The 14,489-nt window shown below is 59.3% G+C and carries 11 protein-coding genes; 6 read left to right on the plus strand and 5 right to left on the minus strand.

The features are described 5' to 3' along the window. Positions 1–121 precede the first annotated feature (121 nt). Both KW824_RS19780 and aspA read right to left on the minus strand, forming a co-directional pair. Complete coding sequence (locus KW824_RS19780) at positions 122–1,441, minus strand: anaerobic C4-dicarboxylate transporter (RefSeq protein WP_041206386.1); 1,320 nt, start codon at positions 1,439–1,441, stop codon at positions 122–124. Between the two features lie 129 nt (positions 1,442–1,570). Beyond that, on the minus strand, positions 1,571–3,013 hold the full coding sequence (gene aspA / locus KW824_RS19785) for an aspartate ammonia-lyase (RefSeq protein ID WP_005331800.1): 1,443 nt from the start codon (positions 3,011–3,013) through the stop codon (positions 1,571–1,573). 448 nt (positions 3,014–3,461) lie between these two features. Here aspA and KW824_RS19790 point away from each other — a divergent pair, with 448 nt between their 5' ends. After that, positions 3,462–3,938 (plus strand): FxsA family protein, encoded by a 477-nt coding sequence (locus KW824_RS19790; RefSeq protein ID WP_218410800.1) that lies wholly within the window; start codon positions 3,462–3,464, stop codon positions 3,936–3,938. Between the two features lie 37 nt (positions 3,939–3,975). On the opposite strand, the gene KW824_RS19795 is transcribed toward KW824_RS19790, so the two are convergent. Next, positions 3,976–5,310 (minus strand): MATE family efflux transporter, encoded by a 1,335-nt coding sequence (locus KW824_RS19795; RefSeq protein WP_256351436.1) that lies wholly within the window; start codon positions 5,308–5,310, stop codon positions 3,976–3,978. 242 nt (positions 5,311–5,552) lie between these two features. On the opposite strand from KW824_RS19795, the gene KW824_RS19800 reads away from it, so the two are divergent. From KW824_RS19800 to KW824_RS19820, 5 genes are all read left to right on the plus strand, one after another. Continuing rightward, positions 5,553–5,846, plus strand: coding sequence for a co-chaperone GroES (locus KW824_RS19800; protein ID WP_005309514.1), 294 nt, complete (start codon positions 5,553–5,555; stop codon positions 5,844–5,846). A gap of 43 nt (positions 5,847–5,889) precedes the next feature. Next, complete coding sequence (groL, locus tag KW824_RS19805) at positions 5,890–7,524, plus strand: chaperonin GroEL (RefSeq protein ID WP_005331807.1); 1,635 nt, start codon at positions 5,890–5,892, stop codon at positions 7,522–7,524. 95 nt (positions 7,525–7,619) lie between these two features. Continuing rightward, entirely contained in the window at positions 7,620–8,117 is a 498-nt protein-coding gene (locus tag KW824_RS19810; protein WP_041206383.1) for a molybdopterin-binding oxidoreductase, read from the plus strand. Positions 8,118–8,142: 25 nt separating this feature from the next. Beyond that, positions 8,143–10,074 (plus strand): bifunctional diguanylate cyclase/phosphodiesterase, encoded by a 1,932-nt coding sequence (locus KW824_RS19815; RefSeq protein ID WP_218410802.1) that lies wholly within the window; start codon positions 8,143–8,145, stop codon positions 10,072–10,074. Positions 10,075–10,132: 58 nt separating this feature from the next. Continuing rightward, positions 10,133–10,321 carry a hypothetical protein gene (locus KW824_RS19820; RefSeq protein ID WP_182787535.1) on the plus strand — a complete coding sequence of 63 codons (189 nt, stop codon included), beginning with the start codon at positions 10,133–10,135 and terminating at the stop codon, positions 10,319–10,321. Between the two features lie 72 nt (positions 10,322–10,393). On the opposite strand, the gene rluA is transcribed toward KW824_RS19820, so the two are convergent. Both rluA and rapA read right to left on the minus strand, forming a co-directional pair. Beyond that, positions 10,394–11,050, minus strand: coding sequence for a bifunctional tRNA pseudouridine(32) synthase/23S rRNA pseudouridine(746) synthase RluA (gene rluA, locus KW824_RS19825; protein WP_182787537.1), 657 nt, complete (start codon positions 11,048–11,050; stop codon positions 10,394–10,396). 36 nt (positions 11,051–11,086) lie between these two features. Continuing rightward, the gene (rapA, locus tag KW824_RS19830) at positions 11,087–13,954 is read right to left on the minus strand and encodes an RNA polymerase-associated protein RapA (protein WP_218410803.1); all 2,868 of its coding nucleotides are present in this window, start codon (positions 13,952–13,954) and stop codon (positions 11,087–11,089) included. Positions 13,955–14,489: the final 535 nt, after the last annotated feature.

Below are 14,489 nucleotides of genomic sequence, written 5' to 3' on the forward strand. Positions count from 1 at the left end.
TCACAATGACGAGAGCCGCTCCCTTGAGCGGCTTTTTTATGGGCGTAGAGGTGGGATCCTGCACGCAGCAGGCATAAAAAAACGGCCCCGGAGGGCCGTTTCGCAAAGGAGGGGACCGCTATCAGAGGATGAGACCGCCGAAGAAGAAGCCCAGTGCCACTGCCATGGCGATGGTGGCAACGCCCGGGATGAAGAAGGGGTGGTTGAACACCGCCTTGCCAATCCGGGTGGAGCCGGTGTCGTCCATCTCGACCGCCGCCAGCAGGGTCGGGTAGGTCGGCAGCACGAACAGGGCGCTCACGGCGGCGAAGGAAGCGATCGCCGCCAGCGGGCTGACGCCCAGTGCCAGCGCAGCCGGCATCAGGGCCTTGGTGGTGGCGCCCTGGGAGTAAAGCAGCATGGAGGAGAAGAACAGTACCACGGCCAGCAGCCAGCTGTACTGGCTCAGCAGATCGCCGGCGAACGCCTGGATCTCGACCATGTTGCCTTTCACGAAGACGTTGCCGAGCCAGGCCACGCCCAGCACGCAGATACAGGCCGACATGCCGGACTTGAAGGTCGGCATATTGGTGATCTGGGCGGCGTCCAGCTTGCAGAACAGCACCATCAGGGTGGCGGCGGAGAGCATGATGCCCATGATGGCGCCATCGCGGGGGATGGGCGGGCTGGCGATCAGGCCCACGTTGCCTGAGATGGCAGTTGCATAGGCCATGACCGCGACGATGGCGACGATGAAGATGCCGACGGAGAGCTTGGCATAGGGCTTGAGCTCCACCTTGCTGGTGCCGCGCAGCTTGATCAGGCCTTTGGCCTTGCGCTCCAGATAGACTTCATCCTGCTCCAGCGGCTTGCCCAGCATGTTGGCCACGAAGGCCCCCAGCAGGCAGGCGATGAAGCTGGACGGGATGCAGATGGCCAGCAGGGTCAGGTAGTCAACGCCCAGCGGCTCCAGCATGCCGGAGAAGGCAACCACAGCCGCCGAGATTGGGGAGGCGGTGATGGCTATCTGGGAGGCGACGACTGCGATGGAGAGCGGACGGGACGGGCGGATGCCTTGCTCCTTGGCCACTTCGGCGATCACCGGCAGGGTGGAGAAGGCGGTGTGACCGGTACCGGCCAGCATGGTCATCAGGTAGGTTACGACCGGGGCGGCGAAGGTGATGTGCTTGGGATTCTTGCGCAGTGCCTTCTCGGCCAGATGCACCAGATAGTCCATCCCGCCGGCGAGCTGCATGCAGGCGATGGCGCAGATGACGGACGCGATGATCATGATCACGTCCCAGGGCAGGTAGGTCACCAGCTGATCGCTCGGGATGGGCATGCCCAGACCCCAGGTCAGCACCAATACCCCCAGACCACCGGCGAAGCCGATACCTATGCTGCCTATCCGGGCTCCCAGATAGATAGCGGCGAGCACCACAAGTAACTCGATTCCAATCATAGCGAACACTCCATTTTCCAGTTTTTTTAGGTTTTATTGGGCTGAAAAGCCAATTCCCGATGGGACTTGCAGGAGGTCGCTCGGGAATTGACTTTAATGGGCCGGGATAAACCCGGCCCATCTGCTCGCTTATACGGTGGCTTCGCGGGTGTAACGCTTGGCCTTGTATTGCGGGTTCATCAGGTTCTCGATGGAGAGGATCTCGTCCAGTTGCTCGGCGGTCAGCAGGCCGCGCTCAAGCACGACTTCGCGGACGTTCTTGCCGGTCTGGGCACAGATCTTGCCGACGATGTCACCCTCGTGGTGACCGATGAAGGGGTTCAGGTAGGTCACGATGCCGATGGAGTTCAGCACGTGGTTCATGCAGATGTCCGGGTTGGCGGTGATGCCTTCCACGCACTTCTCGCGCAGGGAGATGCAGGCTTTTTCCATCAGGCTCAGGGATTCGAACATGGCCTGACCAATCACCGGCTCCATGACGTTCAGCTGCAGCTGACCGGCTTCGGCGGCGAAGGTGATGGTGACGTCGTTACCGAACACCTTGAAGCAGGACTGGTTGACCACTTCCGGAATGACCGGGTTGACCTTGGCCGGCATGATGGAGGAGCCCGCCTGCATTTCCGGTAGGTTGATTTCCTTCAGGGCAGTGCGCGGACCGGAGGAGAGCAGACGCAGGTCGTTGCAGATCTTGGACAGCTTCATGGCCAGACGCTTGATAGCACCGTGCAGCATCACATAGGCACCGCAGTCGGAGGTCGCTTCGATGAGATCCTCTGCCGGCACATAGGCGCGACCGGTGATCTCGGCCAGCCGCTTGATGGCCAGGGCGGAGTACTCGGGCGGGGTGTTCAGACCGGTCCCGATGGCGGTGGCACCCAGGTTCACTTCCAGCAGCAGCTCCTGGCAACGCTTGATGGACTTGATCTCTTCGCGCAGGGTCACGGCGAAGGCATGGAACTCCTGGCCCAGGGTCATGGGGACAGCATCTTGCAACTGGGTACGGCCCATCTTCAGGATGCTCTTGAATTCCTGGGCCTTGGTATCGAAGGCTGCGATCAGCGCTTCCAGGGCATACAGGGTGGTGTCGGTGCTGTTGACCACGGCGACGCGGAAACCGGTGGGGTAGGCGTCATTGGTGGACTGGCACTTGTTGACGTGGTCGTTCGGGTTGATGACGTCGTAACGTCCCTTCTCCAGACCCATGATTTCCAAGGCGATGTTGGCCAGCACTTCGTTGGTGTTCATGTTGACGGAGGTACCGGCGCCGCCCTGATAGACATCGACCGGGAACTGGTCGAAGCATTTTCCGGTATTCAGCATCAGATCACAGGCTTCGATGATCTTGTCAGCAATTTCGGGACGGATGGTGCCGAGCTCACCGTTGGCCAGTGCGGCGGCCTTCTTGGTCAGCACCATGCCACGGACAAATTCGGGAACGTCAGAAATCTTCTGAGTGCTGATCTTGAAGTTCTCGACGGCGCGCAGGGTATGCACACCGTAATAGAGATCGTTGGAAACTTCTTTGGTGCCCAGCAGGTCTTCTTCAATGCGGACGTTCTTGATGTCGCTCATTGTAATGCCTCAGAAATCAGATAAATGGAAACGATCCTCACCGAGTGGCCGCGACATCCTTACGCACATTTCATCCTGAAGCACCACACATCGGGTGGGGCAGTGGGGAACCCGTGGTTCCCTGTGCAATGACTGGAATAGATCTTACCTCAATTGGGGTATCTGATATTAGACTTGGATCACTAAATTTGAGGCAACCTCAAATATCTTGTGGTCATTAAACAGATATTGCAATTGAGCGATTAACTTTGACAGAACAATCACTTCAATCACAGTTGGGCGACCAAATATTTCTTCCGATCCCGAGGTGTCTGGCGTCGCAGACTTGAAAAACCGGTATGACTCCCCATTTTACTGACAAGAGACCTGCGTGATGGCGAGTTGGTATGGACCATACTCCGCTGACTGTGTGATTGCAGGTTCATTTATTCACCGCACTGAGGTTGCTATGGGCAAGTTGTTACTGTTGTTGGTTGGCCTGGTATTGCTGGAGCTCACCGTGATGATAGAGGTGGGCTCGGTGATCGGTGCCTTGCCGACCGTGGGCCTGCTGGTACTGACCGCGGTGCTGGGCTCTTCCCTGGTGCGCAGCGAGGGGATCAAGACCCTGTTCAGCGCCCAGCAGAAGATGCAGCAGGGCGAGATGCCGGGCCGCGAGGTGATGGGGGGCATGCTGCTGGCGCTGGCCGGTCTGCTGCTGATCATTCCGGGCTTCGTGACCGACTTCTTCGGCATCCTGCTGCTGCAGCCCTGGCTGCGCAACAAGCTGGCCGACAAGCTGGTGGGCAGCAGCCAGTTCAGGATGCAGATGGGTGGCTTCAAGGCACAGCAACCGCCGTTCGGGGCGCACCCTGGCGAGGGGCAGCCGGATCAGTCCAAGCGTGGTGGAACCACGATTGAAGGGGAATTTGAACGCAAAGAGTGAGTGAACGGAATCGGCCGCCATCCCGAGGCCCTTGCCGTCAGGGGTTGACCTGATGGCAGAGCCTCTCAAACCTGCGGTGGGCATAGCCCCAGGCCAGCAGCCCCGCCGCCAGGTTTGCCAGCAATATCCCCAGATAGATCCCCTGCTCTCCCCCCAGTTTTGCGCCCAGCCAGGCCCCTGGCAGCAAGAAGACGAACAGCCGCATGCCGTTGAAGACGAATGACACCGTCGAGGCCCTGACGCCGTTGAGTGCCGAAGCCAGCAACATCACCATGCCCTGAAAACCGTAGCCGATGGGCACCAAATGCAGGTAGAGCACGATCAGCCGAACGACCTGAGGGTGATCGCTGAACAGGTTGGCGATGAGCGGCGCCAGCAGCCAGACGAGGCCGTAGATGGCGAGCTGGAACAGCAGGGCGAACCGCATGCAGAACAACAACGCGGCCCTGGCCCTCGCCGGATTGCCCGCCCCGCAGTTCTGCGAGACGAAGGGGGCCAGCACCGAGGAGAGCGCCATCATCACGATCAGCAGCAGCGCCTCTACCCTGGAGGCGGCTCCGTAGGCGGCCACCACCTCGGTACCCAGACCGGCGAAGATGACCATCAGCACGGCGTTGGCCAGCGGGTTGAGCATGTTGGTAAAGGAGGCGGGCACGGCCACCTGCAGCAGGGCGCGCCAGTGGGCCAGCCGCTGTGGGCGAGGGGAGAGGCGCCATGACAGCAGTTGCTCCCGCTGGCGCAGTATGTGCAGGCTGACCAGCATGGCCATCAACCAGGAGAGGGAGGTGGCGATGGCGGCGCCGCGAATGCCCCATTCGGGGAAAGGGCCGGGCCCGAAGATGAGCAGGGGATCCAGCACCCCGTTGACCAGACCGGCCACCCCCATCACCAGGCTGGGGGTCTTGGTATCCCCCGTGGTCCGGATGGCGGCATTGCCGACCATGGGAATGACCAGCATGGGTACGGTCAGATACCAGATCAGCATGTAGTCGTGGATCAGCGAAATGAGCTCGGCGCTGGCGCCCAGCAAGGTAAAGAGGGGTTCTATGGTCAGCGCCCCCAGCACGGCTAGCAGGGTCACCAGGATGACGGCAAGGAACAGGCAGTCGGTGGTGATGCGGGCGGTCTCGTCGTGACGGCCCTGGCCCAGGGCATGGCCGAGCAGGGCGCACAGTCCAGCTCCCAGCCCCATGGTGAGGGAAGTGACCACGAAGGTGACCGGGAAGGTGAAGCTGATGGCGGCGAGCGCTTCCGTGCCCAGCATGCCGATGAAGAAGGTATCGACCAGGTTGAAGGCGAGGATGGCAACGATGCCGAGGATCATGGGCCCCGTCATGCGCAGCAGCACTGGCGTCATGGGGGCGGTCAGCATGGGGTTGGGTCGGCTCAAGGCAGGGTCTCTATGTGCTCTGGGCCGAAATGCTGGCCGCGTCCATCCGCCTTCCTGATTGGGGGTGGGTGATCCATCAAAGATACTCATAGTACGTGAAAATATTTTTTTTGTATTTGCCCTTGAAGGGCTACCCAAATTGCCCCAGATCAGGGGCATAACAAATTTGGCCGACTGCGGCCATTCCTCAAGCAACACAGAGACTCATTTTGGGAGAGTTATCGATGAAAATTCGTCCACTGCACGACCGCGTCATCATCAAGCGCATCGAAGCTGAAGCCAAATCCGCTGGCGGCATCGTCTTGACTGGCACTGCGGCCCAGAAGTCCACCCGTGGTGAAGTTCTTGCCGTGGGGACTGGCCGAATTCTGGACAATGGCGATGTCAAAGCCCTCGCCGTCAAGGTGGGTGACAAGGTGATCTTCAACGAAGGCTACGGCGTGAAGACCGAGAAGCTGGATGGCCAGGACGTGCTGATCCTGTCCGAGACCGACATCCTGGCGATTGTCGAAGAGTAATCACCTTCCCCCTTTTCCCGAATTGATTTAAGGACTGAAGAACATGGCAGCTAAAGAAGTTAAGTTTGGCAACGAAGCCCGCATCAAAATGCTGGAAGGCGTCAACATCCTGGCCGACGCCGTCAAGGTGACCCTGGGCCCGAAAGGCCGCAACGTGGTACTGGACAAGTCCTTCGGTGCCCCGACCATCACCAAGGATGGCGTCTCCGTTGCCCGCGAGATCGAGCTGGAAGACAAGTTCCAGAACATGGGCGCCCAGATGGTCAAGGAAGTTGCTTCCAAGGCCAACGACGCCGCCGGTGACGGTACCACCACCGCGACCGTACTGGCGCAAGCCATCGTCAACGAAGGCCTGAAGGCCGTTGCCGCCGGCATGAACCCCATGGATCTGAAGCGCGGTATCGACAAGGCCGTTGTGGCTGCCGTCGCCGAGCTGCAGGCCCTGTCCCAGCCCTGCGCCGACAACAACGCCATCGCTCAGGTCGGTACCATCTCCGCCAACTCCGACGAGAAAGTGGGTGCACTGATCGCCGAAGCCATGGACAAGGTCGGCCGTGACGGCGTGATCACCGTGGAAGACGGTCAGGGTCTGGAAGACGAGCTGGCTGTGGTGGAAGGCATGCAGTTCGACCGTGGCTACCTCTCCCCTTACTTCATCAACAAGCCGGAAACCGGCTCCGTCGAGCTGGATGATCCCTTCATCCTGCTGGTGGACAAGAAAGTCTCCAACATCCGTGAAATGCTGCCGGTGCTGGAAGGCGTGGCCAAGGCGGGCAAACCGCTGATCATCGTGGCCGAAGACGTGGAAGGTGAAGCGCTGGCTACCCTGGTGGTCAACACCATGCGCGGCATCGTGAAAGTCGCCGCCGTCAAGGCGCCGGGCTTCGGCGACCGTCGCAAGGCCATGCTGCAGGATATCGCCATCCTGACCGGTGGTACCGTGATCTCCGAAGAGGTGGGCATGGAGCTGGAAAAAGCGACCCTGGAAGATCTGGGCCGTGCCAAGCGCATCGTCATCACCAAAGAGAACACCACCATCATCGATGGCGTGGGTGATGCAGCCCTGATCGAGAGCCGCGTGGCTCAGATCCGTCAGCAGATCGAAGATACCTCTTCCGATTATGACCGTGAGAAGCTGCAAGAGCGCGTGGCCAAGCTGGCCGGCGGTGTTGCTGTCATCAAGGTTGGCGCTGCCACCGAAGTCGAGATGAAAGAGAAGAAAGCCCGTGTTGACGATGCCCTGCACGCCACTCGCGCTGCAGTAGAAGAAGGCGTGGTTGCCGGTGGTGGTGTGGCGCTGGTGCGCGTGGCCGCCAAGCTGGCCTCCCTGCGTGGTGACAACGAAGACCAGAACGTGGGTATCAAGGTCGCTCTGCGCGCCATGGAAGCACCGCTGCGTCAGATCGTCATCAACGCCGGTGAAGAAGCCTCCGTCATTGCCAACGCCGTGAAGAACGGTGAGGGTAACTTCGGCTACAACGCCTACACCGAGCAGTACGGTGACATGCTGGCCATGGGCATCCTGGATCCGACCAAGGTGACCCGTTCTGCCCTGCAGTTCGCCTCTTCCATCGCCGGCCTGATGATCACCACAGAGTGCATGATCTCCGAGCTGCCGAAGAAAGATACCCCTGCCATGCCTGATATGGGTGGCATGGGCGGTATGGGTATGATGTAATTCCGTCATAGTCATCAAACGGCTCGCTTTTGCGGGCCGTTTTTTTTAGTGCTACTAAGCTGAAGCTGTTGATAGTGAAATGATCTGAGGTGAACATGCGAACATTAGGTTTGATCCCGTTACTGTTTTCCCTTGTCGTTCCCACCATGGTCTTGGCCGCTCCCGAGGGGCCGGTGATCCTCAAGGTGACAGGGAATCTGGACCCCGCCAACCCGGCTGATGGTGAAGTTGATTTCGACATGGCCATGATCCAGGCCCTGCCACAGCATGAGATAGTGACGAGCAATCCCTGGGTGGACAAACCGCACAAATACGTGGGGCCCAAACTGGCGGACGTGCTGACGGCGGTGAAGGCCAATGGCAAGAGCATCACGCTCACTGCCTTGAACAGCTTCCAGATCCGGATCAACTGGGATAAGGTCAGGCAATACGATCCCATTCTGGCCTGGCAAGATGATGGGGTAACCATGCGGGTACGTGACAAAGGGCCGCTTTGGTTTATCCTGCCGCTGGATCAGCATCCTGAACTCAAGCGATCCGAGTTCACCGACATGATGATCTGGCAACTGAGCGCGATCGATATTCAGCAGTAAAGACGGTGGCTTACGGGAGTACTGGGTGAAAGCGAAGACCAGGGCTTGGCCCTTACTCGGCGTTCTTTATCTATCCATTCTGTTATTCACGGGTAGCACGCTGTATTGCCTGGTGCAGATACAAAATGCGACCCGGGTAATGGAGAAGTACACCTATGACGTCTCCTGGGCATTGATGCAGTTGCAGCTAGAGTTGGGGCGCTTTCTCAATGCCGTCGAGATTTACCACTACGGCGGTATCGATCATGAAACCCTGCTGCTGCGTTACGACATCCTGTGGAGCCGGACGCCGATCCTGCTGAGCGGACAACTACGCAAGAGCCTGTCGGATAACCCGAAGACGCTGCGGCTGGTGCAGCTGACCGAGAACAACATCCGCAAGCTGGAGCCGGAGCTGACCAGGCTGAAGCCGGGGATGTCGGATTACCAGCAGATAATGATGACCCTTGCGCCCTTGCAGGAGCCGCTCTCCTACTCTCTCGCCTCCATGATGCAGAAGAACATCAACGTCTATTCGGGCAATGACAAGCGCTTCGGCCAACTGCGCGATGCGCTGTTATTCATGGTGTTGGGCCTGGTGATATCCGTCATTCTGCTTAGCGGTCTGCTGGTGCGTGAAGCCAGGCGTCATTTCAGAACGGCCCGGGTCGATCCGCTGACCGGCCTGGCCAACCGATTGGCCTTGCTGGAGAAGATGGAGTCTTACGTCAGCCGTGATACCCCCTTTGGCCTGGTACTGGTCGACATCAATGACTTTCGTGACATCAACAGCAAGTTTGGCTACAGCACTGGGGACATACTGCTGCAGGAGCTGGCGAAGCGGCTGCGGGCCCTGTGTGAAAACGGCGAGTGGGTGGCTCGTCTGGGGGGCGATCAGCTCGCCATGCTGCAACGGGACTGCAGCGACCTGCGTCAGGTCAGGGAGCTGGTGGCGAGAGTGCTCCACTCCATCAAACAAGACATCATCATCGACAACTATCCCTTCCGGCTGGAAGTGGGCATAGGTATCGCCTTCTTCCCCACGGACAGCAACCAGACCCAGGAACTGCTGAGCCGGGCGGAGCAGGCGCTGTTCCACAGCCGCAAGACCCATGTCCCTTATGTCATCTATGACAGCTCCCTGCTCAACGAAACCACCAGGCGCAAGCACCTCGCTTCCGACATGGTGATGGCTCTTGAACACAACGCCCTGGAGCTTTACTACCAACCCATCGTCAACCTGGAGAGCGGTCGCTGCGAGGCGGTCGAGGCGCTGCTGAGATGGCGTCATCCTGAGCTTGGCTTCATTCCTCCCAACGAGGTGATCCAGGTGGCGGAAGAGTTCCAGCTGGCCGAGAAGCTTGGCAGCTGGGTACTGAACACGGCGTGCGAGCAGCTCCACCAGTGGCAACACCTAGGGTTGGTCGATCTGCAGATGTGCGTCAACATCTCCCCTGGCATGTACCAGCGCAACTTGTTGAAGCTGGTGGCCAAGGCCTTGATGGAACACCACATTCCGGCCTCCTGCCTGGTGCTGGAAGTGACGGAAGACACCACCATGCGCGAGGTGAAGAATTCGCTGCAGTTGATGCAGGATCTTAGTCAGCAAGGGGTTCATCTGGCGCTAGATGACTTCGGGACCGGTTACTCCTCTCTCAGCTATCTGCAGAAGCTGCCCGTGAGCAAGGTGAAGATAGACAGATCCTTCATCCAGGGCATAGACACCTCCATCGAGGCGGCCGAGCTGGTTGCCAACATCTGCCGCATGGGTTCCATGCTGGGCAAGAAGCTGGTATGCGAGGGGATAGAAACCCAGGGCCAGCTCGACGTGCTGCGTTCATTGACCGACATCCATCTCTACGGACAAGGCTATCTGTTCAGTCGCCCGGAGCAGGCATCAAAGGCCTATCAGACCCTGCTGGAGATGGAGGAACGTTGGCTCGCACGGCGTGCGCCGGACAAGGCATACCTGCTCTGAACGATAGGTCTCATGTCTGCCATTCTCTGGCCGATAGTGACTAGGCAGGAGGTACACAATGGATATTTCTAGTTCTGCAAATGCGTCGTTTGGTTCTGCACTGATGGTGGCCAGCCTGGCCAAAAAACAGCAGACCCAGGAAGGCGAGTCGGCTTTGAAACTGCTGGCAACAGCAGCTCAGTCAGCTCCAGCAGCACCGATATCGGCCAGCGCTTCTTTGGGAAGCAAGATCGATATTCGCGTCTGACCCTAATGAAAAAGCCCCCATCTCGCGATGGGGGCTTTTTTATATCTGCGATTTGGCGCTAGCCTTTTCTGCTCAGAGCGGGAAGGGGGCTGGCGCCTCAAAGGTCATCCGCTCGCCGCTGCGAGGGTGGCTGATGGTCAGGCTGGCCGCATGCAGGTAGAGATGGGGCGCTGCTGCCAGTGCATCCGGATGGGCGTAGAGGTTGTCACCCAGAATCGGGTGCCCCAGCTCCAGCATATGGACGCGCAGTTGGTGCGAGCGACCGGTGATGGGGGTCAGCTTGATCAGGCTGTTGCCGTTCTCCACCTTCAGTTTTTCCCACAGGGTCAGAGCGTGACGCCCCTCCTCGTGGTCTACCTTCTGTTTCGGGCGGTTGGGCCAGTCGACGCAGAGCGGCAGGTCAACCTGGCCCGATGTTGCCTCCGGCTCGCCCCACACCCAGGCGAGGTAGTGCTTCTCGGTCTCCCGCTCGCGAAATTGTCGGCTCAGCTCCCGATGGGAATTGGGATTGAGGGGAATGACAATGACGCCAGTGGTGGACATGTCGAGGCGATGGGCCGCCGCCGCCTTGGGGTGCTGCTGCTTCACCCGATGCAGGACGCTGTCTTCATTCTCGGGGCCGCGCCCGGGGACGCTCAGCAGGCCAGTGGGCTTGTTGACCACCATGATGTCCTTGTCCTTGAACAGGATATCGAGCCAGGGTTCCAGAGGCGGTGAGTATTCAAACATAAATGTCTCGCATCAGAAGGTGGGGGCAAGCCCCCATCAGTTATGGGTGACCACGATAAAGCGGATTGCGTCCAGCTTGAGTTGGGTCTGATCGATCAGGTGGTGCAATTCTGCCTGCAGATTGCGCAGATAATCCAGTTCGCTGTCGCGCACGTTCGGGTTGACCGCCTTGAGCGCTTCCAGACGATCCAGATCCTGCTGCAGGGTCTGCGCCATCTGGGCACGGGCCTTGTCGACAATCCCGGCTTTCAGCTCTTCGGCAATCGGTTGAGCCTTGCCAATCAGACCGTGGATCACCGGTTGCGACGCGGTGACCAGCTTGCTGCCGAGGTGGCGGTTGACCGGAGTCAGCTGGCGGTTGAAGGCATCGAACGCCACTTTTTCACCCAGATTCTGGCCGTTCTTGTCCATCAGCAGACGGATCGGCGTCGGCGGCATGAAGCGGTAGAGCTGGGGATGGGTCGCCGACTCGGCAACGAAGATCAGCTCAAGCAGGATGGAGCCGATGGGCAGCGCCTTGTTCTTGAGCAGAGCCACCGAGGTAGCACCGATCTCGGAGCCCAAGATCAGGTCGATACCGCCGCGCATCATGGGGTGATCCCAGGAGAGCAGCGCCATGTCATCCCGCGACAGGGCGGTGTTGCGATCGAAGGTGATGGTCATGCCGTCTTGCGGCAGGCCCGGGAAACTGGAGACCAGCATGTGATCCCCGGGGGTCAACACCAGCGCGTTCTCGCCACGGTCATCCTGATTGACGCCGATCTCGTCGAACATCTTGAGGGCGAAGGAGATCATGCCGGTGTCGTCATCTTCGGCGGCCAGCTTGTCGACCAGCTGCTGGGCGGCGGCGCCACCGCTGGAGTGGATCTCCAGCAGGCGATCGCGACCCTGCTCCAGTCGAGCCTTGAGCGGCTCGTGCAGTTCGCGGGTCTTGATCAGCAGGGCGTCGAGGGTCGCCTGATCGCCGGTGTTGGCGGCCAGCAGCTCGAACAGCTCGTCACGCACCGCTTCGAATACCGGACGAGCAGTCGGGCAGGTCTGCTCGAATGCGTCCAGACCATCGTGATACCAGAGCTGCAGGGCGCGCTGGGAGGTGCCCTCCAGATAGGGAACGTGGATCTCGACGGTATTCTGCTGACCGATACGATCCAGTCGACCGATGCGCTGTTCCAGCAGATCCGGGTTGAGCGGCAGATCGAACAGCACCAGATGACTGGCAAACTGGAAGTTGCGACCTTCTGAGCCGATCTCGGAGCAGAGCAGCACCTGGGCGCCACCATCCTCTTGCGCAAAATAGGCAGAGGCCTTGTCCCGCTCGAGGATCGACATCCCTTCATGGAATACGGTGCCGCGGATCCCTTCACGGGTGCGCAGCGCCTCTTCCAGTGCGATGGCGGTGGCCGCTTCGGAGCAGATCACCAGTACCTTCTGCTGGCGGGCAGAGAGCAGCAGCCCCAGCAACCACTCGACGCGCGGGTCGAACTGGGTCCAGGTGGCGTTGTCGCCTTCGAACTGCTGGAAGATCTTCTCCGGATAGAGGTAGCGCAGGGCGCGGGTCTGCAGATCGCCGCCGTTGCCACCCATCATGCCCATTACCTTGATGGCGGTCTTGTACTGATCCGGCAGTGGCATGGGGTAGACGTTGAGATGACGCTCGGGGAAGCCCTTAATATTGGCGCGGCTGTTGCGGAACAGCACCCGGCCGGTGCCGTGTTGATCCAGCAGCTTGGCGACCGCTTGCTGACGGGCAGCTGCATCGCTCAAATCCAGCCCTTCCAGCTGGCCGGCGAGGATCTGTTTGGCTGCATCACTCAGAGTCTCGCCTTCCAGCAGCTCTTGCGCGGCGCTGGCGACCTGGCCATAAGCCTGCTCCTCGGCGAGGAAAGCCTCGTAGTCGTAGAAACGCTCGGGATCGAGCAGGCGCAAACGGGCAAAGTGGCTCTGGTGGCCCAGCTGATCCGGGGTGGCGGTCAGCAGCAGCACGCCCGGCACCTGTTCGGCCAGCGCTTCCACCATCTCGTAGGCGCGGCTTGGTGCCTCCTCACTCCACTCCAGATGATGTGCCTCGTCGACGACCAGCAGGTCCCACTCTGCTTCCAGCACCTGCTCGAAACGACGACGCTTCTTGCGCAGGAAGTCGAGGCTGCAGATCACCAGCTGTTCGGTCTCGAAGGGATTCTCTGCATCGGCGAATGCCTCGATGCAGCGCTCCTCGTCAAACAGGGAGAAGTGCAGGTTGAAGCGGCGCAGCATCTCGACCAGCCACTGGTGCTGGAGAGTCTCGGGCAGCAGGATCAGCACCCGATGGGCGCGGCCGGAGAGCAGCTGCTGATGAATGATCATGCCCGCTTCGATGGTCTTGCCCAGACCCACCTCATCAGCCAGCAATACGCGCGGGGCGTAGCGGTGACCCACTTCGTGGGCAATATAGAGCTGGTGCGGGATCAGGCTGACCCGGCCACCGGCCAGACCGCGGGTCGGGTTGCGACGACGCTGGTGCTGGTTGACCAACGCCTCGAAGCGCAGGGTAAAGCGGGACATCCGATCGATCTGACCGGCAAACAGGCGATCCTGCGGCTTGTTGAATTTGATGAAGTTGTTGAGAAACACTTCCTTGAGGGCAACGGGCTCATCATTGTCGGTGCGAACACCGACATATATAAGCAGGCCGTCTTTCTCCTGCACTTCTTCGACCATCATGGTCCAGTCTTCGTGACTGGCAATCTGATCGCCCACATTGAAGCTGACCCGGGTGACCGGCGCCTCTTCTTTGGCATACATGCGGTTTTCACCGGTAGCCGGAAACAACAGGGTAACCATGCGTCCTTCAACAGCAACGACAGTCCCCAACCCCAGATCCGTCTCTGTATCACTAATCCAACGCTGGCCAAGTGCAAAAGGCATTAAACTCTCCAAAGCCCAAGAGTGTGAGAATCGCAAAGGGGCGCTATGTTACCCGAAGGCCGGATCCCGATCACCATGGTTGTGGCGTTAGGGAAAGGCAATTCGATACAACCTTGATCTACTGACACCCTTGACCCAGCAAGGGGCAGAAATTGCCTTCATACGGAACCCTGCATGAGCATTAAAACACCACCTTGGTTGATTGGTGAGCGGTTGAGCTGGAAATGCGAATTTTATGCGAAATCACCCTTGCCAATCCGAGCCAGCTCCCTATAATGCGCCTCCATCGACAGGGCAAGCGGCAACGCAAACAACCCCGTCGATAATCTCGAAAAGCCCTTGAAAATAAGGCTTGACTCGAGAAGGCGGTTGAGTAGAATTCCACTCCCGCAGCAACACACTGTTGCATCGCTCTTTAACAATTTGAATCAAGCAATCTGTGTGGGCACTCACAGCATCGAACATCAAACAATTTTGTTGATTTTCAATGTCTGGTGAAGTGACCAAGACAACTTCGGTTGTCACAGTTTATTTC

The sequence above is a fragment of the Aeromonas sp. sif0611 genome (assembly GCF_019218845.1).
Classification (GTDB): domain Bacteria; phylum Pseudomonadota; class Gammaproteobacteria; order Enterobacterales; family Aeromonadaceae; genus Aeromonas; species Aeromonas media.

Bases quoted from the DNA above. Each gene is read 5' to 3' on its own strand.
- KW824_RS19800 (WP_005309514.1), top strand. From the start codon at position 5,553: ATGAAAATTCGTCCACTGCACGACCGCGTCATCATCAAGCGCATCGAA.
- KW824_RS19780 (WP_041206386.1), bottom strand. From the start codon at position 1,441: ATGATTGGAATCGAGTTACTTGTGGTGCTCGCCGCTATCTATCTGGGA.
- KW824_RS19820 (WP_182787535.1), top strand. From the start codon at position 10,133: ATGGATATTTCTAGTTCTGCAAATGCGTCGTTTGGTTCTGCACTGATG.
- KW824_RS19795 (WP_256351436.1), bottom strand. From the start codon at position 5,310: ATGCTGACCGCCCCCATGACGCCAGTGCTGCTGCGCATGACGGGGCCC.
- aspA (WP_005331800.1), bottom strand. From the start codon at position 3,013: ATGAGCGACATCAAGAACGTCCGCATTGAAGAAGACCTGCTGGGCACC.
- rluA (WP_182787537.1), bottom strand. From the start codon at position 11,050: ATGTTTGAATACTCACCGCCTCTGGAACCCTGGCTCGATATCCTGTTC.
- KW824_RS19810 (WP_041206383.1), top strand. From the start codon at position 7,620: ATGCGAACATTAGGTTTGATCCCGTTACTGTTTTCCCTTGTCGTTCCC.
- groL (WP_005331807.1), top strand. From the start codon at position 5,890: ATGGCAGCTAAAGAAGTTAAGTTTGGCAACGAAGCCCGCATCAAAATG.
- rapA (WP_218410803.1), bottom strand. From the start codon at position 13,954: ATGCCTTTTGCACTTGGCCAGCGTTGGATTAGTGATACAGAGACGGAT.
- KW824_RS19790 (WP_218410800.1), top strand. From the start codon at position 3,462: ATGGGCAAGTTGTTACTGTTGTTGGTTGGCCTGGTATTGCTGGAGCTC.